Source organism: Anaerotruncus sp. DFI.9.16 (assembly GCF_024461615.1).
In the GTDB taxonomy this organism is placed as follows: Bacteria; Bacillota; Clostridia; order Oscillospirales; family Ruminococcaceae; genus Anaerotruncus; species Anaerotruncus massiliensis.
Genome location: NZ_JANFZX010000052.1, coordinates 1 through 21,050 on the forward strand (window position 1 = coordinate 1; position 21,050 = coordinate 21,050).

A 21,050-nucleotide genomic window follows, 5' to 3' on the forward strand; every position below is an offset into this window, starting at 1 on the left:
CTTCCAGACCAAGACCCGTGAGCTTGGCGTCTACATCATCGCTGAGAAAGCCTACACCACCGCTGCTGCGGAAGATGTTGAGACTCCCGACGATGGCAAGGCGATCCCGGACACTGGCATCTGGGCCTAATCCATCAATCTGATTTCTTAAAATCTTATTGATCCACAACCCCGCGAGCGACTCTCCACGCTCGCGGGGTATTTTTATGTTCCGCGATCGGTGGCCACCGGGTAGGGGCATACGGGGGAGGGTCGCTGACCCTCCCCCTGTGAGGCGCACGCGCTTTGGCTTGTCCAAACGCGAGGGCATCCACGGGCTGGGGCCGTGGATGCCGTGCGCCTGGGACTCTTCACGCTCGCGGGGTTATTTTATGCAAAAATGGATGTATATGAGAATTTTACAGTAAATGGTAAAATAATTACAATCAGGTAACAAAAATTTTTGAAAAGTTACAAATTGGTTACAAAAACGCTTGACATTGGCAGCGGCACACGCTATAATTGGAAACAGTTAAGGGAGCGGTTGGAGGACCCTCTCTCAACATGGCATTTTAAAACTGATTTTTAAGGAGGAAACTTACCAATGAAAAAGGTACTTTCTTTGGTGCTGGCGCTGGCTTGCGTGCTGAGCCTCTCCGTGGTTGCGTTCGCCGATGAGGCGGCGACAAATGTATTCTACAATTCGGACGGTGAAGTGAGCAAGGACGCTGGGAATCCGGATATTGGTGACGGCTATATCAAGGCCGACCCGGTTATTCCGAAATCTACCCTGTATGTTGCACTTGGCGGCAAAATGAACCAGTCTCTTTCCAATCTCGGTGAGATCGATAAAGTGACTGTTGAGCAGCTTGCTGACAAAGATCTCTTCAAGTTCAGCATCGACAAGGATGACGGCGCTAAACTGATTAAATCGATCAGTGTCAAGAGCGATTACCGGCTGGGTGATCTGACCCGTACTGCTTATCTTGTGATCGAGTTCAACGATGTCCTTGATACTGATGAGCACAAGGCATCTGGCGACATCGAGTTCAAAGCGAGGAAAACCAAAGTGGCCAATCAGCAGCCTGGTAGTGACAAGGCAATGACTGGTGTCGGTGCGGATAGTGTATGGGAAAAAGACGAAGTCTTTACGATCAGCTACAATTTCTGGGTTTCCAATGATAAGGTCACGAATGATGGCAATCCCGATATCGGTGATCGCGTCTACTTTGATCCTGACAAGAACGACACCAACACCATCATCTGGGGTGACGACCGTGCGGCCCTGAAGTTTGAGTCTGACGACGACGCCCGCAAATTCTATGCGCGTCTGTCCACCTCGAACATGAGCGACATCTATGCCGAGTACGGCGATCCCGTCGACGCCGACCTGTGGTTCTATGACTTTGTCGGTCATCCGACCGTTCCCGCGACCTCCAAGGCGACCCTGACCCTCGGCATCCCGTGGGATGACGACGATGACTACACCCCCGATCCGGAAAACTGCTTCATCTATGAAGTGGATGCCGACGGCTATCTGACCGACGTCACCTCCAAGTTCACCTACTCCGAGGACGACGAGGAGATTCCGGGCTGGTCCATCCGCACCCGTCAGCTGGGCACCTACATCGTCTCCGACACCGAGCTCGATGTGACCGTTGACGAGCCGGAGACCTCCGAGCCCGCCGATGTTGAGACCCCGACCAACAATGGCAAAGACATCCCGAACACCGGTTCCAGCGACATGGTCAACGTGGCTCTCGTAGCCGCCGTTGTTTCCCTGGCTGCTGCTGGCGCTGTTGCGTTCCGCAAAGTGAAATAATCTGACCCGTCAGATATTTCCGACAGAGAGATAAAATGATCCCCGCCGGCTGCCTCCACAGCCGGCGGGATAATTTTTGCCCCGCCTTTCCGCCCCGCGGGGCGGTTGACAAACCCGCCAAAAAATGCTATCATAAATCCACTGCGCAGGTATGGTGTAATGGCAACACTTCTGCTTCCCAAGCAGACAACGCGGGTTCGATCCCCGTTACCTGCTCCAAAGAAAAAGGCCGCCGTGTGGCGGCCCTTTCCTTTGGTTTCTATAACGCCGGCCCCCGTCCGCGATGGGGCCCGGCGTTTTATTTTGCGGTGTTTTCCGGTTTTTCCCTGTCGAAAAATATGGTATACTGGAGATGCACGAATCCGTCCTGAATTTGCCACTGATTGGACGGAAGGTTGCGGGCGGAAAACAACGCCCGGCGGGCGTTCGCGCGAAGGCCGTGCCTTCGCGCGCGGGCGGCGGGGCCGCCCGGTTTTCCGCCCCGCCTCGTGGCGGGCATCCGGGGGAAACGTTACCGCGCGGCCAAAAGCCCCGCCGCATGCCGCGCGCCTGTTCTATGGCGCGGCGGCCGGCCTGAACCAAACGCTTTGAAGGGGTCCGGGGAAACTTTCTCGAAAGTTCCCCCGGAAAGAAGGGGTCCGGGGAAGCTTTTTCGAAAGCTCCCCCGGAAAGAAGGGGTCCGGGGAAGCTTTTTTGAAAGCTCCCCCGGAAAGGAGGTACTCCAATGAAACAGAAGAGATGGCTGATCCCGGCGATCGTCGGCGTCATCATCCTGGCGGCGGCGGGGGCGGCGTTTCTGCTCTCGCGGCCGACGGGGGACATGGTGATGGCGTCGGTGGAGATCGGCGCGACCCAGAAGACCGAGCTGGGGCTCGCGGCGGACAGCTCCTTTACGATCACGACGGGCTGGCGGGTGTCGCAGGACGAGCTGCGCGCGATGCTGGACATCGAGCCGGACATCGGCGACTATACGATCGGGGGGAGCGGCAGAAACTGGACGCTGGTGCCCGGCGTGCCGCTCATGGACAACACCGTCTATACGATCCGCATAATTAACCCGGCGACAAAGGCGGTTGTGCAGTCGTTCGCCTTCCAGACGAAGAGCGACCTCGCGGTGAGCGGGGTCTACCCGCGCGACGGCGCGAGCTATGTGCCGCTCGAGGCGGGGATCGAGTTCACCTTCAACGCGCCGGGCGTGAACCTGAAGGATTTTTTCGAGATCAAGCCGGAGACGGCGGGCAGCTTTGAGACGAACGACTACACCGTCATTTTCCGCCCGGAGGGACCGCTCTCGCCCGACAGCATCTACCGGGTGACCGTCAAGGCGGGGCTGACCGCGCCGGGCGGCATGAGCCTCAAGGAGGACCTCCACTTCTCCTTCGAGACGACGGGGGAGGAGGCCGACCGCTGGGACTACATGCGCCTGCGGCTGGCGGGGGATTACGCTGAAACCTTCCTGCCCGGCGACCCGCTGTCGGTGGCGCTCTACGCGGGTGACGACATGACCGGGCTGCCCTTCGATGTCTCGCTGCACCGCTACGCGGACATCAGCGGCTTCATCAAGGAGCAGCGGGACCGCGACGCGTTCTACGCCGAACGGTATGGGGAAAAGACCGACTATGTGGCCAACACGACCGGTCTGGAGGAGACCGCCTCCTTCACGGGCGAGCTTTTGCCGGCGGACGAATCCGGCGGCGAGCTCTACGCGCCGCTTCCGGACGACCTCGGGGAGGGCTGCTACATCGCGACGGTCTCGGGCAAGGACCGGGAGGGCAACGAGCAGTTCGTCCAGAAGCTCCTCCAGGTCTGCAACCTGAGCGTCTATGTCCAGTCGTCCGACGGGGACACCCTCGTGTGGGTGAACGACCCGGTCACGGGCGGGCCGCTTTCGGGCGCGGTGCTCGAGTGGGAGGACGCGGAGAGCGGCCAGACCCGCACCGCCACGACGATGGCGGACGGCACCGCCCGCGTCATGACCGGCGAGACGGAGGACGCCTATCTGTCGGTCATCCGGGACGCGCGGACGGTCTACTTTGAAAAGGCTTCCCTCTCGGCGCGGGAGGATACGCCGCTCAACGAGCGGTTCTATACCGCGCTCTACACCGACCGCGAGATCTACCAGCCGGACGACGCCGTCCGGTTCTGGGGCGTGGTCAAGCCGCGCACGGGCGCGCAGGGGCTGCCGCAGGCGGTGTGGGCGACGCTCGGGCAGTACGGCCCCGAATCGGAGATCACCCGCGTGCGGGTCCCGGTGGCGGCGGACGGCACCTTTGAGGGGAGCATGTCCCTGCAGGGGATCCGGCAGGACTGGTACGCCTTCTCGGTCACCGACGGGGACGAGGGGGTCTACACCTCCAAGAGCTTTTCGATCGAGCATTACCAGAAGCCCGCCTACCGGATCACCGTTACCCCCGACAAGGACTGGTACTATGCGACCGATCCGGTCACCTTCACGATCGAGGCGAGCTACTACGACGGGACCCCGCTTTCGGGCGGGGAGCTCACCTTCAGCGGCGACTATATGGGAAGCGCCGGCCCCGACGGGCCCGGTCGGACGGCCATCCGGCTCGACGAGCAGGGCCGCGCCACCCACACGACCAGACTGAACCTCGCCCAGATGCGCCAGGACCGGCGGTCGGCGCTCGACTGGTCGCCCCAGTCCCTCTGGTACACGGTGGACAACTCGGGCAGGGAGGACGGCGGCTACTTCTATGAGTCGGGCGCGATCACCGTGCTGCCCTCGCGGATCGCGGCCAGGACCGAACGCGACAAGGCCACCGGCGACGTCACGGTGCGGACCGCGTCGCTCGATCCCTCCAAGCTCTTCCAGGGCGGCACCGCCCGCCCGCTCGCCCGCGCCGTCTACGAGGACGAGTTCGACCGGCTGGCGGGGGTTTCCGCCGACCTGCCCGTCACCCTGACGGTGCATGAGATCAACTACACCAGGGTCCCCACGAGCAGCTATTACGACTACGTCAACAAGCGCACCGTCACCAGCTACCGCTACGAGCGCGCCGAACGGGTGGTGGACACCCTGCGCGGCGGCACGTCGGGCGGCAGCGCGGTCTTCACCGGGCTTTCCGCCTACGCCGACGGCGACGAGACCTTCTACTGGTTCGAGGCGCAGTTCGACGGCGGCGTCATCGGCACGGTGGCGGACAGCCTCCACGGCAGAACGCCCTACCCGCGCGCGGACGGCCTCGTGAGCTACACCTTTGTGGACGGAAGCGACCCGCACGCCAACGACCCGGCGGACATTGGGGACCCGATCACGCTGGGGCTCTACGCCAACGGCGTGAAGACGGAGAACCGGGGCCGCATCCTCTACACCGCCATGCAGCGCAAGGCGTTTGAGGCGGGGGTCACCGACGGGGACGAGATCACCCTGACGATGAAGGAGGATTACCTCCCCAACGTCTATTTCGCGGGCGCGTATTTCGACGGGCGGCACGTCTACCCGATCGACCCGCACAACGTCTCCTACGACTACAGCGGCAAGGAGCTCACCCTGACGGTCACGCCCGACAGGGAGGCCTACCGGCCGGGCGATACGGCGGAGATCACCCTCGCGGCCGTGGACGCCGCCGGGAACCCCGTCTCCGGCTCGGCCGTCGTCGGGGTCGTGGACGAGGCGGTCTTCGCGCTGGGAAGCCAGACGGTCGACCTGGCGGGCCAGCTCTACGGGAGCATCTACCACCCCTATGTGCGGCAGGCGGTCTCCTACCGCGCCTACGACGAGAGCGGCAAGGCGATCCCCAACACCGCGGGGGCCGAAGGGGCCGCGGACACGGGCGGCGGCGGGGCCGGCGCCTACCTGCGCAGGGAGTTCCTCGACACCGCCGCCTTCCAGACGGCGCAGCTCGGCGCGGACGGGAAGGCGGTCCTCTCGGTCAAGCTGCCCGACAATGTGACCTCCTGGCGGGTCACCGCGCTGGCGGTCACCCCCGACCTCAAGGCGGGCAGCGTCGCCTCCCGGGCGGTGGCGACGCAGCCCTTCTACCTGAATGCCGTCGTGACCGACAGCTACCTCGCGGGGGACGACCTCTCGATGTCGGTGGCCGCGGCGGGCACCGGCATCCAGTCGGGGGACACCGTCTCCTACACGGCGGTCATCCTCGACGGGACGGGCGCGGAGGTCGACCGGCTGACCGGCACCGGCCGCGCGTCCGATCACACCCCCTTCAACTTCGGCAAGTACGAGGCGGGCGGCTATGCGGTCCGCTTTGAGGCGGCCTGCGGCGCCCACTCCGACGCGCTCCAGAAGGAGTTCTCGGTCGTGGAGGAGGGGCTCGCCGTCCCGGTCGTCAGGAACCTTCCGCTCTCCGAGGTCGGCTCGCTGGAGCCGGCGCGCTACCCGGTGAAGCTCACCGTCTACGACGAGCGGATGAAACCCTATATGGAGGGCCTCCAGCGGCTGTCCGCCCAGGACGGGGAGCGCACCGAGCTGCTGGTCGCGGCCTACCGCGCCCGCGTCGCGGCAAACGAGCTGCTCGACCCGGAGGACCGGGAGACCGTCCGCAAGGATTACCGGCTCGAATCGCTCCAGGAGGACGGCGGCGTCAAGCTGCTGCCGCTCGCGGAGGGGGACGCGGCCGTGACGGCCAAGATGCTCGTCGTGGCCCCCGAGCTGATCAACAAGGCGGACGCTGTCGCGTTCCTGCACGGCAAGCTCGCGGACGCCGCCTCCACCCCCGACGAGCGCGTGATGTCCTACCTCGGGCTCGCGGCGGCCGGGGAGCCGGTGCTGCTCGACATCACCCGCATGCTCGAGCGGGAGGGGGACTCCCTCACCCCCGCGCAGAAGCTCTACCTCGGGGCGGGGCTGGCGCAGCTCGGCGACTTTACCGGCGCGGATGCGGTCTATGAATCGCTCGGCGGGCAGCTCGTCAGCGAGGGCGCGGTCAAATACGTCGAGGCGGGCGGCTCGCTCGACGACCGTATCCAAAACACGGCGGCGGCTCTGCTGCTCACCTCGGTGTCCTCCCATCCCGACGCCGGCCCGCTCATGCGCTTCTTAAACGGCGCGGACACCGACCGCGCCCGGTCGGAGGTGCTCCCAAACCTCGAGCAGCTCGCCTACATCGAGCACTTCAAGCTCCCGGCGGGGGAGAGCGCGGCGAAGTTCAGCGTGACGCAGAACGGCGAGCGGCGGGAGATCTCCCTTTCGGGCAGGGGCTGCAAATCCTTCTCGCTGAGCGCGCAGGCGCTCGCGGAGGCGGATTTTTCGGGGAGCAAGGAGCTCTATGCCTGCGCCGCCTACACCGCGCATACCGCGGACGCGGGCGCCGCGACGAGCAGGCTCAAAGTCGAAAAGACCTACACCCCGGTCGGCGCGGATTCCCTCGAGCGCGCGGGCGCCGCGCGGGTCGACATCCGCGTCACCTTCTCGCCCGACGCGCCCGACGGCTGCTACACGGTCTCCGACCTCATCCCGGCGGGGATGCGCTACCTGCCCGCCCAGAGCTACCAGGATGCGAACGGTTGGATGTGGGGCGGCGTGGAAAACGAGGCCCAGACGGTCAGCGGCTATATCTACCGAGACCGCGGGAGCTGGGAGCGGGAGCTGGCGGCCGAGGAGGCCGACCCGGATTTCTTCGGTGAGGAGCCGGTGGCGGACGGCGCGGTGGAGAAGGTCGTCCCCTACAGCGGCGACACCCCAGGCGCGGACGACCCCGACAGCTACACGATCACCTACTATGTCAGTATGCCGCTGTCCGGGAAATTCGTCTCGGAGAGCGTCTATGTCACGCCGCACACCGAGGGCCTCATGGCCAAATCGGCGCGCGGGACGATCGAGATCCGGTAAACCGGGAAACCGACGGCGGGGGGGGGGGGGGCCCCCCCCCCCCCCCCCCCCACGGATGCGCGCCGAATGGTTACTTTTTGATATAGGTGTCGAGGATCTCCTGGTATTTGCCGCTGTCGCGCAGGTTCTGGAGGCCCGCGTTGAACATCTCGACCAGCTCGGGGTTCTGGCCCTTGTTGACCGCGAAGCCGTAGGAATTGCCGCGCTCCATCTCGGTGACGATCTTGAGCCCGATGTCCTGCGAGATCGCGTAGCCGAGAACCGGGTAGTCCTCGAAGCAGGCGGCCGAGTTGCCCGCCTTGACGTCCTCGTACATGTTGGAGGAGTCTGCGAAGTAGGTCACGGTGAAGCCGTATTCATCCATGATGCTCTCGGCGAAGGCCGCGCCCTCGGTGCCCTTCTTGATGGCGACGTTTTTGCCCGCCAGGTCGGCGTAGCCCTTGATCTCCCCGTTGTCCGCCTTGATGCCCATCACGACGCCCGAATCAAAGTAGGGCTCGGAGAAGTCGAAGATCTCCCTGCGGGCGTCGGTGATGCTCATGCCGGCGATCATGCCGTCCGACTGGCCAGACTGCACCGACTGGAGCGACGCGTCGAAGCCGAGCACCTGGATCTCATACTGGAAGCCCTGGTCCTCCGCGATGGCCTTCAGCAGGTCCATGTCGATGCCGACGAAGTTGCCCTGCGCGTCCTGGAACTCGAACGGCGCGAAGGTCGTGTCGGTGGCGATGAGGTAGGTCTTGCCCGGGGCGGCCGGGGTCTCGGCGGCGCTTCCGGCGGGGGCCGCGCTGTCCGAGGGGGTCTCGGCGGGAGCCGGGCTGCCGCCGCAGGCGGCGAGAGCGGCCGTCATCGCGAGGGCGAGGGCGAGCGCGAGCAGTTTCTTTATCGATTTCATTTCTTTCTTCCTCCCAATTCAGATGTGTATCGGACAAAGCGGCGCACTTGCAGGAAAAACCGGTGGTTCCTGCATCCGTCCGCGGGCGCGCCGGACGGCGCGCGGCATTTTCCGCTTCGCTCAATATCCTCTATTTTATCAGCCCGCATGGGGAAATGTCAATCCCCGGAAGGGTTTGCTATGGGAAAAACAGCACAAAGGAGCCAAAATTATTTTGTCGAATCTGTGCAGGACCGGAAAAACAGATGTGCAATTTCCAGCTAATCCAATTTCACGGGAAGCGCGCCGCGCGGCTGAAACCCTCCCGCGAGCAGGGAGACGGCGCTTCCGGTGGAGAGCGGGGTGTACTCGTAGCCGCAGACGGCGGTGACCTCCGGCGGGAGCAGGCCGGCCAGGTAGGGGCTCCCGAGCAGCAGCACGACGGTGTCGGGGTTGGCGTCCGCGACCGCGCGCACAAGCCCGGCCTGCTCCGCGCGGGTCATCGCGATCACGACCCTGTCAGCCTCCGCCGCCGCGGCTGCGCAGGCCGCGGTCTGCGCCCCGTCGGGCGCGGGGTCGACGAGCAGCGGCCGCCCGGAGAAGCGGTCCGCCGCGAGGAAAGCGAAGGAGGCGGTCTCGGGGTCGGTCCCGGCGGGGGCGGCGGAGAGGGGAAGGGGCGGGGAGATCGCGAGGAGGCGCTCCTCCGCGAGCATCCCCAGCGGGAGCAGGCCGCGCGGGTCGCGCAGCAGCGTCATGCTCTTGTCGCTGACCTCCTGCGCGAAGCGGGCGTGCTCCTCCTCGTGGGTGTGGTCGGGACCGAGCGGCAGCCCGCCGTCGAAGAGCCCGTATTTCTCCTTATAGAACAGGATGCGCCCCACCCGGTCGTCGAGCGTCTCGCGGGAGATCATGCCGTTTTTGACGGCGGCGAGCACCTCGTTGTAGGCGGCGCGCTGGACCTGCAGGCCCGCCGCGCCGTCCCCGCCCGTGCCGGTCGTGAGGATGTCGGCCCCCGCGTTCACCGCCAGCACGCATGCGTTCCCGATGCCGTACTGCGAGGTGACCGCGCCCATGCGCATCGAGTCGGTGAAGATGAGCCCCTCGAAGCCGTTGGACAGGCCCTCCCCCTCCCGCAGCATGCCGGTGAGCACCGCCTTGGAAAGGGTCGCGGGCCGCCCGTCCGGGTCAATCCGGGGGTAGAGGATGTGCGCGGCCATCACGCCCGCGACGCCCGCCTTGCCTGCGGTCAGGAAGGGGACCAGCTCGGCCGCCGCGAGTTCGTCGAGGGATTTCTGCGAGACGGGAAGGCCGTAGTGGGAGTCGACCGACGTGTCCCCGTGGCCGGGGTAGTGCTTGGCGACCGCCAGCACCCCGCGGCTCTGGAGCCCGAGCGCGTAGGCCGCGGCGGCGCCCGCCACCCGCTCGGGGTCGTCGCCGTAGGAGCGCACCCCGATGACGGGGTTCAGCGGGTTGGTGTTCACGTCCGCGACGGGCGCGAGGTTGCAGTTGATGCCGAGCGCCCGCAGCTCCTCCCCGACGAACTCCCCCTCGATCCTGAGGGCGTTCGCCTCGGGCACGGGGTCGAGGGCGGTGGGCTCCCCGCCCGACGCGGCGAAGGCCATTGCGCCGGGGTAGACGGTGGCGCCGTCGGTGACGCGGGTGACCTCCCCGCCCTCCTGGTCGACCGCGATGAGGGCGGGCGCTCCGGTCGCCTCGGTCACGGCGCGCTGGATGGAATCGGTCAGGGCGGAGATCTGCGCCCCGTTTTCACAGTTGTTGCCGAAGAGGATGACGTTCCCGATCTTCGCCTCGGTGAGAAAGGAGAGGGAGGCCGCGTCGAGGCCCGTCCCGGGGATCGAGACGAGGAAGAGCTGGCCGACCTTTTCCTCGTCGGTCATCCCCGCGAGCAGTTCCCGCGCCCGCTCCCCCTCCGGCGCGGGGATGGGCGCGGCGGGCGGCGCGGGGTCCGCGTCCTCCGGCGCGGGGGAGGCGGGCGCGGACTGCGCGGGCTCCCCGAGCGGCGCGGGAGCGGCGGGCGCGCAGCCCGCGAGCGTCAGCACGCAGAAAAGCGCGCACAGGATCGATTTATGAAGCATATTGAAACTTCCTCCAATGGATTTCTATGGTTGACAGCGGGTCTTTCTTATTCTATCATATTTAAATAGGGTCGCCAACCGGGGATTTGGACGCCGGTGGAATACGGATGTATTTTGCGGGCGGAATTTCTTCAAAAACGCGCCCAAATCCTTGTGAAATCTTCCGATGTCCCTGACCGATTTGTCAAAAAAAGCGGCATGTCTTTTGGAATTTAAAACAAATACCAAAAAATCAATCGGAATTTTATGAATAATCCTAAAAGAAATCGTGTTTGTCTTTTGAGGATTGGCGAAAAAGACTATGGATTTTACAGGGTATTTGCAATATACTTGAAAAAAGTAATCTGTTACTTTAAAGCGGTAGCGGCCGACACCGGACGCCGCCCCTTTACCAATTGAATTGGGAGGAAAGAAAATGAAAAAGTTACTGGCACTGACCTTAGCGGTCATGATGGTGCTCTCGCTGGCCGCCTGCGGCGGCAGCGACACCCCTGCGGCCCCGTCCGCCCCCGCCGACGGAAGCGCCGAGGCCCCCGCCGCGGACGGCGCGCCCTCCGCTTCCGGCGACACGATCAAGGTCGGCCTGCTGGCCAACACCACCGGCGACAACGCCATGTACGGCAACGCGGTCAAGAACGGCGCAATGCTCTACTTCGACGAGGTCAACGCGGCCGGCGGCGTGAACGGCAAGCAGATCGAGGTCATCGCCCTCGACGAGAAGGGCGACGCCACCGAGGCCGTCACCGCCTTCAACCGCCTGCTCGACCAGGGCATCACCGCGCTGGTCGGTTCGGTCCTCACCGGCCCGACGATCGCCGTCGCCGACGAGACCTATCCGATCAACATGCCGCAGGTCACCGCCTCCGCGACCGCTGCCGGCGTCACGATGATCGACCCCGAGGACCCCGCGAGCGAGATCCGCACCAACATCTTCCGCTCCTGCTTCATCGACCCGTTCCAGGGCGAGAAGATGGCGCAGTACGCCAACGATAAGCTCGGCGCCAAGACTGCCGCCGTCATCTTTGAGACGGGCAGCGACTACTCGGTCGGCCTCAAGGACGCGTTCGTCGAGAAGTGCGGCGAGCTGGGCGTTGAGGTCGTCGCGGCCGAGGGCTACAGCAAGGGCGACGTGGACTTCAAGGCGCAGATGACCAACATCGCCTCCAAGAACCCGGACGTCGTCTTCTCCCCCAACTACTACCAGGATGACGGCATGATCGTCACCCAGGCCCGCGCCGCCGGCGTCACCGGCACCTTCCTCGGCGGAGACGGCTGGGGCAGCGTCAAGGACTACGCCTCCGCGGAGGACCTCGAGGGCTCCGTCTACTGCTCCGGCTACGCGCCCGGCTCCAACGACGCGGTCAAGAAGTTCGAGGCCGACTACGAGGCCAAGTACGGCGAGGCGATCCCCAACATGTTCGCCCCGCTCGGCTACGACGCCGCCCTGCTGCTGGTCGAGGGCCTGAAGGCCGCCGAGGCCGCCGGGCTGGAAGCCGGCTCCGACGACTACAAGCAGGCCGTGATCGACGGCATCAAGGGCATCAACGGAGTCGAGGGCATCACCGGCTCCTATGCGTTCGACGAGTACAACAACCCCATCAAATCCGCCGCGATGATCAAGCTGACTGGCGGCGAAGAGGTCTTCACCGAGCTCTTCTGATCTGCGAACGGAACAACTGCAAGGAACAACTGTGCCGGGGGGAAGAGCATCTCTTCCCCCCAGCATGGTTTCTTCTGCTTCATGGAGGGCGGACGCCCAATGGGCATTCCTACGCGGGCAAGGGCGCTTCGCGTGGAAACGGCCATTGGCTGTTCGCAATTTTTGCTACCATCGGGCCGGCGCGTGCCGGGCCCCATCCGCCGAAGAAAGGACGTGGCAAAGCCTATGTCTCTGTTCTCTACCATCGTCAGCCAGCTGGTCAACGGACTCCAGTCCGGCTCCATCTACGCCCTGGTGGCCCTGGGCTACAGCATGGTGTACGGTATTATCCTGCTTTTGAACTTCGCGCACGGCGACATCATCATGGTGGGCGCCTACGCCGCGTGGATGTGCATGGTGAACTTCCACCTGCACCCGGTCGTCTCCATCCTCATCGCGATCCTGACGAGCACCCTGCTCGGCGTCGTCATTGAGAAGGTGGCCTACACGCCGCTGCGCTCCGCGCCCCGCCTCTCGCTGCTCATCACCGCCATCGGCGTCTCCTTCCTGCTCGAAAACGGCTTCCAGCTCATTTTCGGCGCGGGCGCGAAGGACATGTCCAGCGCCATGACCGCGGTCACCGGCGGACCGAGCATCTCCTTCGGCGGGACGACCCTCAGCTTCCCCGCCATGCTCACCATCATCGTCTCGATCCTCTCGATGGCGGTGCTCACCTTCCTTGTCCAGAAGACCAAGCTCGGCAAGGCGATGCGCGCCGTCAGCGAGGATATGGGCGCGGCCCAGCTCATGGGCATCAGCGTCAACGCGACCGTCTCCTTCACCTTCGCGGTCGGCTCCGCGCTGGCGGGCATCGGCGCGATCCTCTACCTCTGCGCCTACCCGCAGGCCAACCCCACCATGGGCTCGATGCTCGGGCTCAAGGCGTTCGTCGCCGCCGTGCTCGGCGGCATCGGCTCGATCCCTGGCGCGATGATCGGCGGCTTCGTCATCGGCATGGCCGAGGCGCTCGTTTCGGCGGTCGGGCTCTCCGTGTGGAAGGACGGCGTCGTCTTCGCCATCCTGATCGTCGTGCTGCTCGTCAAGCCCACCGGCATCCTCGGGCGCAACATCACCGAAAAGGTTTAAGGGGGGCGTTGAGATGAATCAGAATCAAAAGCGCATCCCCATGCCCGCGCGCTACGCGATCAACGCCGCGTTGGTCGTCCTGGCGTTCGTGGCGCTCAACCTCATCACCGGCGCGCTCTCGAGCTACTACACCAAAATTCTCATGCTCGTCGGCATCAACATCATCTTGGCCGTCTCGCTCAACGTGGCGACCGGCTACCTCGGGCAGCTTCCGCTCGGGCACGCCGGGTTCATGGCGGTTGGCGGCTATGCGGCGGGCATCTTCCTCAAGGCGATGCCCATGCCCAATCTCGACAAGCTCCCCGAAGGTGCGAACGCCGCCGCCGCGCACCTCCAATACAATTTCTACGTCGTTCTGGCGCTTCTGCTGGCGGGGCTGGTGGCCGCGATCTTCGGCATCATCATCGGCGTGCCCGCCCTGCGCCTCAAGGGGGATTACCTCGCGATCATCACCCTCGGCTTCGGCGAGATCATCCGCGTCGTGCTCCTCAACATCGACAGCGTGCTCGGCTTCGACTTCACCTTCGGTGCCTCCGGCCTCAAGCGCATCCCCAAGGCCGCGACCGTCTCGAACGTGTTCATCTGCGTGGTGATCACCTGCCTGGTGATCCACATGGTCATGAAGTCCCGCCACGGGCGCGCGATCCTCTCGATCCGCGAAAACGAGATCGCCGCCGAAAGCTGCGGCATCCACACCACCTACTACAAGGTCATGGCGTTCACCCTCTCGGCGTTCTTCGCGGGGGTGGCGGGCGCGCTCTACGCGACCTACGTCGGCATCCTCCAGCCGAACACCTTCGGCTTCATGAAATCGATCGAAATCCTCGTGATGGTCGTGCTTGGCGGCATGGGCTCGATGCTCGGCTCGATCCTCTCCGCCACCGTGCTCACCGCGCTACCCCAGGTGCTGCTCGCCTTCGATAAGTGGCGCATGGTGCTCTATTCGGTCGTGCTCATTTTGGTGATGATCTTCAAGCCCTCCGGCCTGATGGGCACCTACGACTTCTCGATGAGCAGGCTGCTTGAGAAGTTCATGAACCGCTCCGGCGGGAAAAAGAAGGGGGAGGCGGTCAAGCAATGAGCGATTACGAGCTGACCTATAACGACTACGACAGCCGGGAAAAGATCCTCCCCGAGCGCGACAAGGCCTATACCCCCGTCATGGAGGCGATCGGGCTGAGCATCGAATTCGGCGGGCTGCCCGCCGTCGACGACTTCAACCTCACCGTCGGCCGCACCGAGATCTGCGGCCTTATCGGCCCGAACGGCGCGGGCAAGACGACCGTCTTCAACCTGCTGACCAAGGTCTACCAGCCCACCCGCGGCAAGATCCTCATCGACGGCAGAGATACCAAGGGGATGAGCACCATCCAGGTCAACCGGGCGGGCGTGGCGCGCACCTTCCAGAACATCCGGCTCTTTAAGAACCTGTCGGTGATCGACAACGTCCTGATCGGGATGCACAACCACACCCATTACAACATGCTGACCTCGACCCTGCGCCTGCCGAAATACTGGAAGGCGGAGAAGGCGGCGAGGGAGAAGGCGCTGGAGCTGCTCTCGATCTTCGGGATGCAGGACCAGGCGGACGCGGAGGCGGGAAGCCTCCCCTACGGCGCGCAGCGGCGGCTGGAGATCGTGCGCGCGCTGGCGACCGGCCCCAAGCTGCTGCTGCTCGACGAGCCGGCGGCGGGCATGAACCCCTCGGAGACGACCGAGCTGATGGAGAACATCCACAAAATCCGCGATACCTTCCAGATCGCGATCATGCTGATCGAGCACGACATGAGCCTTGTCATGGGCATCTGCGAGGGGATCGCGGTGCTCAACTACGGCAAAATCATCGCCAAGGGCACGCCGGAGGAGATCCGGCGCAACCCGGTGGTCATCGAGGCGTATCTCGGCAAGAAGAGGGGGGAGAAGCAGGATGCTGAAGGTCAGTGATATCAACGTCTACTACGGCAACATCCATGCGATCAAGGACATCTCCTTCGAGGTCGCCAAAGGGGAGATCGTCTCGCTGATCGGCGCCAACGGCGCGGGCAAAAGCACCATCCTCAAGACGGTCTCCGGCCTTCTGCGCACCAAGACCGGCAGCATCACCTTCCTCGACGGCGACATCCGCACGGCGGCCCCCAACCACATCGTCAAACTGGGGCTTGCCCACGTGCCCGAGGGGCGGCGCATCTTTTTGCAGATGACGGTGCAGGAGAACCTCGAGATGGGTGCCTATACCCAGAAGCCCACCGCGCTGTCCGCCGACCTCGAAAACGTCTACGAGCGGTTTCCCCGCCTCAGGGAGCGCCGCAGGCAGGTGGCGGGCACCCTCTCGGGCGGCGAGCAGCAGATGCTGGCGATGGGCCGCGCGCTCATGAGCCATCCGACCCTGCTGATGCTCGACGAGCCGTCGATGGGGCTTGCGCCCATCCTGGTGGAGCAGATCTTCGACATCATCCAGGAGCTGCACCGCGCCGGGACGACGATCCTGCTGGTCGAGCAGAACGCGCAGATGGCGCTTTCGATCGCGGACAGGGCGTATGTGCTCGAGACGGGGCGGATCGTAATGAACGGCACCGCCAAGGAGATGCGGGAGGACGAGCGGGTCCAGAAGGCCTATCTCGGCATGTAAAAAAATCAAGGGGCGCGCCGAGGGCGCGCCCCTTTTTTGGAGGCGGACAGGATGGCGGAGGCCAAGACGAATGCGATGCGCATGCTCGACCGGGCGAAGATTTCCTACCGGGTGCACGTCTACGAGCACGCGGACGGCAAGATCGACGGGGTGAGCGTGGCGGAAAAGCTCGGGCAGGACCCGGCGGCGGTCTACAAGACGCTCGTGACGAAGGGTGCATCAGGCGGCAACTTTGTGTTTGTGATCCCCGTGGCAAAGGAGCTCGACCTCAAAAAGGCGGCGAAGGCGGTGGGGGAGAAGTCGGTCGCGATGATTCCGGTGGCGGAGATCAACAAGACCACCGGCTACATCCGGGGCGGCTGCTCGCCGGTGGGGATGAAGAAGCTCTTCCCCACGGTGTTCGACACGGCGGTGGAATCGCTCCCGGCGGTCTGCGTGAGCGGGGGGCGGATCGGCTGCCAGATCGAGGTTTCGCCGGGCGACCTGCTGCCGCTCGTCCGGGCGAAAACCGCGCCGATCACGACGGATTAAAGGATTTAATCTAAAAGTTTTCGCCCGCCTTTTTCAAAAGGCGGCGGGTTGTCAGGGCGGAGCCCTGACGCGTGCGCCGCAGCGCACAAGATACTTAATCCTTCAGGAGCATTTTCTTTGCTTCTTTCTTTTGCGATAGAAAAGAAAGAAGAAGATGCAAAGGGCCGCTTCCCATCTGGGAAGCGGCCCTTTTGCGATGTTCCTTTTTCTCTTGTAAAAAGGAACCGAAAAATGCGCCTGAAAGGATTGGGCGTTCCGCTCGCCGCGGCGCGCGGGGGGGGGGGGGGGGGGGGCGCGCCCCCGCGGCCCCGCCACCTTTGAAAAGGTGGACGAAACGTTTGGATTTGGGTTAGTCGCCTGAGTAGACAAAGCGCGGGACGACGCGGCCATCCTGCTCGACGTCCTCGAGGAACATGTCGAGCGGGCGCACCCAGAGTCCGCCCTCCCCGTAGAGGGCGCGGTAGACGACCAGCTCCTCGAGCGTCTCGCTGTGGCGCGCCTTGCCGATCACCTCGTATTCGCCGCCCTTGAAGTGACGCCAGCGTCCGGTTTTCAGCTCGCGCGGCGCGGGCGGGACGGGCGCCGCCGGCGCGCCCGTGGACGCGGCCTCGCCGCGCGAAGCGGCGGAGAAGCGTTCCCACTCCTCCTGCGGCACGAGGATGCGGGAGCCGTAGGCGGGAACCTCCAGCTTGAGGTTGCCGTCGTTCGTCTCATAGGAGGTCCCGGTAAAGAGGTCGACGAGCGGGGAGGCGTCCACGCGGAATTCGAGGTATTCGGGATGCTCGGCGAGGTTGAGCGCCACATAGACGCTCCGGCCGTTCAGCTCCCGGCGGAAGGCGTACTGTTCATTTTTGATGAGCGCGTGGTCGTAGCCGCCGTACTGGAGCGCGGGCAGCGCGCGGCGGACGGCGCCGAGCCGCTTGATGTGCTCGCAGAGCTGGTAATTCGCGTCCTCGATCTTCCCGAGCTCGAGGCAGGGGCGCAGCCCGGCGTCCGAGCCGTTCTGCTTGATGCCCTTGACGCCCCATTCGCTGCCGTAGTAGACCGACGGCGCGCCCGGCATCGTGTAGAGCAGGGTATAGACGTTTTCGAGGTGGCGCTCGTTGCGCAGCACCGACGCGAGCCGGTTCACATCGTGGTTGTCGACGAAGTTGTAGAGGCAGAGGTTTTTATAGATGCCGCCCGGGCCGAACTGCCGCGCGAGCGAGTGGGCGATCTCGAAGTAATTGCGGTCGTTGTGGGAGGAGTAAAGCCCCTTGGCGCACTCGTAGTTGGTGACCGAGTCGAGCATGTCGGGGTTGGCCCAGCGGTTGTAGTCGCCGTGAATGATCTCGCCCATCAGCCAGAAGTCGGGCCGCTTGCCCCGGCAGAAGGCCTTGAGGCGGCGGAAGAAGTCGAAGTCGACGCAGTCGGCCGCGTCGAGGCGCAGGCCGTCGATGCCGAATTCGTCCATCCACATGCCCACCGCGCCGAGCAGGTGGTCGACCACCTCGGGGTTGCGCAGATTGAGCTTGACGAGGTTGAAGTGCCCCTGCCAGCCCTCGTACCAGAAGGCGTCGCCCATCGGGCTGCCGCCGCCGAAGTTGAGGTTGTGGAACCAGCTGCAATACCGGGAGGACTGCCCGTTCTGCTGCACGTCCCGGAACGCCCAGAAGCCGCGGCCGACGTGGTTGAACACCCCGTCGAGCACGATGCGGATGCCGTTTTCATGCAGCGCGGCGCACACCCTTTTAAAGTCCTCGTTGGCGCCCAGCCGCCGGTCGAGGGTGTAGTAGTCGCTCGTGTCGTAGCCGTGCTCGGACGACTCGAACACCGGCCCGAGGTAGAGGGCGTTGACCTGCATCTCCCGCAGGTGGGGAATCCAGCCGAGCAGCTTTTCAATCCGGGGGACGGGTTCGCCGCCCTCGTTCTGCTGCGGCGCGCCGCAGAAGCCCAGCGGATAGATATGATAAAATACCGATTCATTGACCCAGCTCAAAAAAACCATCCTTCCGTGCGGGGGAGACTCGATGCGCATTGCCCGCACCCGAACAGTATACACGACTTTACAGAAAATAGCAAATTTCCGGGGATGGAAAAAAGAGGACAAGCCCCGGCTGCGGGGCCTGTCCTCTTTGCGCCGTCGGGCGGCTATTCGTCGGTCAGACTGCGCAGGCCAACCACCCGGTTGACCGGCAGGGAAAAGACCGCGGCGACCCGGTCCTGCCTGGAGCCGGCCTTCTCCATGATGGCGCGGATGATGTTTTTTTCGTTCTCCTGCTTCGAGACGATGTAGATCACTTCCTGTTCCGAAGCGATGGACATCCCGAAAAAGGGCATGGCGCTTTTTTCGCCGATCCCCTTGGCGTGGATGATGGTGCCGCCTCCCGCGTCCGCTCCGCGCGCGGCGTCCATGACCAGCTCCGTATTGCCTTTGTGCGCGATGACCACGACGAGGGAAAAGCGGTTTTCTTCCATTATAAGCACCCCATTTTGTTCTGTATTCTGCCCCTGGGTCAGATATTGCAGGCTCGCCGAATTCGCGACGCTCTGCAGCGGGACCGTGAAGGCGATGCCGTTGCCCGGCACGTCGATCTGCATGGTGCGCATCAGCCCCTTCAGCAGGCCCGACGCCAGCGGGCCAGACACCACGGAGGAGAGCATGATCTTCTCCGTCTTTTCGATTCCCAGGCGGTCCAGGGTCTTCTGCTGCGCGGTGCCCTCGCAGAGGGCGGCGGTCAGGGAATGCACGCCGTTTTCGTAGAAGTATCGCAGGTAGGCGTCGCCGTATTCCCGCTTGGTAATCGTAACCAGATAATACAACATACTGCTCCCCTTTTTTAAAACGTGATGATATCGTCGTCGTTCAGGACCACGGGGTCCTCCGCGGGTTCTTCAGCCTCCCCGGCGCCCCTGGATTTGTACTTGTAGTAAACGCCCAGCAGCTGGATGGTGATCAGCGGGGTCATCGCCACCATGGCCACGACGCCGAAGGCGTCCACGACCACGTTGCCGCCCACGCCGCTGCAGGTCCCCATCGCGAGGGGAAGCAGGAAGGTGGCGGTCATGGGACCGGAGGCCACGCCGCCCGAGTCGAAGGCGATGGCGGTAAAGAGCGGGGGAGAGAAGAAGGTGAGGATCCCGGCGATCAGGTAGCCGGGAACCAGCAGGTACATGATGGGAAGCCCTGTCACGATGCGCAGCATGGCGAGCCCCACCGAGATCGCGACGCCGATCGAAAGGCTGGTGGACAGGGCCTTCTGCGGGATGGCGCCTGCGGTGATCGTAAGGACCTGCCTGTTCAGGACGTGGACGGCCGGCTCGGCCGCCACGATGAAATAGCCGATGACCACGCCGATCGGCACGATGATCCAGTTCTGCGCCATGCCGCCGATGATCTGGCCGATGTAGTTGCCGACGGGCATGAAGCCGACGTTGACGCCGGTCAAAAAGAGCACCAGCCCGACATAGGTGTAGCCGAGGCCCACCCCGATCTTGATCAGCTCCCCCTTCTTGAGGCGGAGGGCCGCGATCTGGAAGAGGAGGAAAAAGACGAGGATCGGGCAGAGGGCGAGGGCGACCTCCTCGATATATTTGGGCAGGGAGGACAAAAAGAGCTGGGAGAGCTCTCTGGAGTCGGTCAGCTCGGGGATCACCACCGGGACGTATTCGCCCGTCCCCGCGCCGTAGACGATGCCGAGGAGCAGCACCGCCAGGATGGGGCCGACGGAGCAGAGGGCGACGAGCCCGAAGCTGTCGTTTTCGGCGTTGCTGTCGCTGCGGATGGCCGTGACGCCCAGCCCGAGCGCCATGATGAACGGCACCGTCATCGGGCCGGTGGTGACGCCGCCGGAATCGAAGGCCACCGAAAGGAACTCCTGCGGCACGAACCGCGCGAGCAGGAAAACGAAGACGTAGATCCCGATCAGCAGGTGGGAGAGCTTGACGCGCAGCAGCATACGGAGCATGGCGACGACCAGAAAAACGCCCACCCCGATCGCCACGGCGACGATCAGGACCATATTGGGGATGCCCGGGACCTGCTCGGCCAGCACCTGGAGGTCGGGCTCGGACATAGTGATGAAGATGCCCACGAGCAGGCTCACGAGGATGATCAACCACACCCTGCGCGACTTGGTGACGGCGGACCCCACGTGGCTGCCGATCGGGGTCATGGCCAGGTCGGTGCCCAGGGTGAAGAGCCCCATCCCCAAAATCAGCAGAAGCGCCCCGAGCACAAAGCCCATCAGCAGGCTGTTGGGAACGGGGGAGACGGAAAAGCAGAGCAGGAAGACGATCCCCGTCACCGGCAGGACGGAGGAGAGGGATTCTTTCAGCTTCTCGGAAAGAATCGTTCGGTTCTGTTTCAGCAGAGGGAGCTTCGTTTTACCCACATAATCCCCTTTCTGTCGCTGGTAGCAACACGGCCGGCGGCATCCGGGGCCGGATGGCGGCGCCCACAATTTTTTTATGGTTTATTATAACATATCTCTTTGGCGGATGAAAATGCTTCCGGCAAATAAAATGGAAATAAAAAAGCCGGCCGCGGGGG

The 21,050-nt window shown here is 64.0% G+C and carries 13 protein-coding genes and 1 tRNA gene; 9 read left to right on the top strand and 5 right to left on the bottom strand.

Annotation, left to right across the window (positions count from 1 at the left end; translation table 11 throughout):
- The first annotated feature begins 583 nt into the window (after positions 1-583).
- The 3 genes from NE609_RS14035 (at position 584) to NE609_RS14045 (ending at position 7,607) form a co-directional block, all read left to right on the top strand.
- Entirely contained in the window at positions 584-1,801 is a 1,218-nt protein-coding gene (locus NE609_RS14035; protein ID WP_256152856.1) for an LPXTG cell wall anchor domain-containing protein, read from the top strand.
- A gap of 145 nt (positions 1,802-1,946) precedes the next feature.
- Positions 1,947-2,020: transfer RNA gene (locus tag NE609_RS14040), tRNA-Gly, on the top strand.
- Between the two features lie 505 nt (positions 2,021-2,525).
- Entirely contained in the window at positions 2,526-7,607 is a 5,082-nt protein-coding gene (locus NE609_RS14045) for an Ig-like domain-containing protein (protein ID WP_256152857.1), read from the top strand.
- Positions 7,608-7,677: 70 nt separating this feature from the next.
- On the opposite strand, the gene NE609_RS14050 is transcribed toward NE609_RS14045, so the two are convergent.
- Both NE609_RS14050 and NE609_RS14055 read right to left on the bottom strand, forming a co-directional pair.
- The gene (locus NE609_RS14050; protein WP_256152858.1) at positions 7,678-8,502 is read right to left on the bottom strand and encodes a transporter substrate-binding domain-containing protein; all 825 of its coding nucleotides are present in this window, start codon (positions 8,500-8,502) and stop codon (positions 7,678-7,680) included.
- A 260-nt stretch (positions 8,503-8,762) separates the two neighbouring features.
- On the bottom strand, positions 8,763-10,574 hold the full coding sequence (locus NE609_RS14055; protein ID WP_256152859.1) for a glycoside hydrolase family 3 protein: 1,812 nt from the start codon (positions 10,572-10,574) through the stop codon (positions 8,763-8,765).
- 415 nt (positions 10,575-10,989) lie between these two features.
- Here NE609_RS14055 and NE609_RS14060 point away from each other — a divergent pair, with 415 nt between their 5' ends.
- The 6 genes from NE609_RS14060 to ybaK all read left to right on the top strand — a co-directional run bounded on the left by NE609_RS14060 (position 10,990) and on the right by ybaK (position 16,519).
- The gene (locus tag NE609_RS14060) at positions 10,990-12,234 is read left to right on the top strand and encodes an ABC transporter substrate-binding protein (RefSeq protein ID WP_256152860.1); all 1,245 of its coding nucleotides are present in this window, start codon (positions 10,990-10,992) and stop codon (positions 12,232-12,234) included.
- A 225-nt stretch (positions 12,235-12,459) separates the two neighbouring features.
- Positions 12,460-13,359 (top strand): branched-chain amino acid ABC transporter permease, encoded by a 900-nt coding sequence (locus NE609_RS14065; RefSeq protein ID WP_101551722.1) that lies wholly within the window; start codon positions 12,460-12,462, stop codon positions 13,357-13,359.
- A gap of 13 nt (positions 13,360-13,372) precedes the next feature.
- Positions 13,373-14,440, top strand: coding sequence for a branched-chain amino acid ABC transporter permease (locus NE609_RS14070; protein ID WP_121586855.1), 1,068 nt, complete (start codon positions 13,373-13,375; stop codon positions 14,438-14,440).
- 80 nt (positions 14,441-14,520) lie between these two features.
- Positions 14,521-15,303, top strand: coding sequence for an ABC transporter ATP-binding protein (locus tag NE609_RS14075; protein WP_370867172.1), 783 nt, complete (start codon positions 14,521-14,523; stop codon positions 15,301-15,303).
- Positions 15,287-15,988, top strand: coding sequence for an ABC transporter ATP-binding protein (locus NE609_RS14080; RefSeq protein ID WP_256152861.1), 702 nt, complete (start codon positions 15,287-15,289; stop codon positions 15,986-15,988). Before NE609_RS14075 ends, NE609_RS14080 begins: the two co-directional genes overlap by 17 nt.
- A 51-nt stretch (positions 15,989-16,039) precedes the next feature.
- The gene (gene ybaK / locus NE609_RS14085; RefSeq protein WP_121586852.1) at positions 16,040-16,519 is read left to right on the top strand and encodes a Cys-tRNA(Pro) deacylase; all 480 of its coding nucleotides are present in this window, start codon (positions 16,040-16,042) and stop codon (positions 16,517-16,519) included.
- Positions 16,520-16,868: 349 nt separating this feature from the next.
- On the opposite strand, the gene NE609_RS14090 is transcribed toward ybaK, so the two are convergent.
- The 3 genes from NE609_RS14090 to NE609_RS14100 all read right to left on the bottom strand — a co-directional run bounded on the left by NE609_RS14090 (position 16,869) and on the right by NE609_RS14100 (position 20,892).
- On the bottom strand, positions 16,869-18,497 hold the full coding sequence (locus tag NE609_RS14090) for a DUF1653 domain-containing protein (protein WP_256152862.1): 1,629 nt from the start codon (positions 18,495-18,497) through the stop codon (positions 16,869-16,871).
- A gap of 152 nt (positions 18,498-18,649) precedes the next feature.
- The gene (locus tag NE609_RS14095; protein ID WP_121586850.1) at positions 18,650-19,321 is read right to left on the bottom strand and encodes a P-II family nitrogen regulator; all 672 of its coding nucleotides are present in this window, start codon (positions 19,319-19,321) and stop codon (positions 18,650-18,652) included.
- Between the two features lie 17 nt (positions 19,322-19,338).
- Entirely contained in the window at positions 19,339-20,892 is a 1,554-nt protein-coding gene (locus NE609_RS14100) for a DUF1538 domain-containing protein (RefSeq protein WP_256152863.1), read from the bottom strand.
- Positions 20,893-21,050 lie beyond the last annotated feature (158 nt).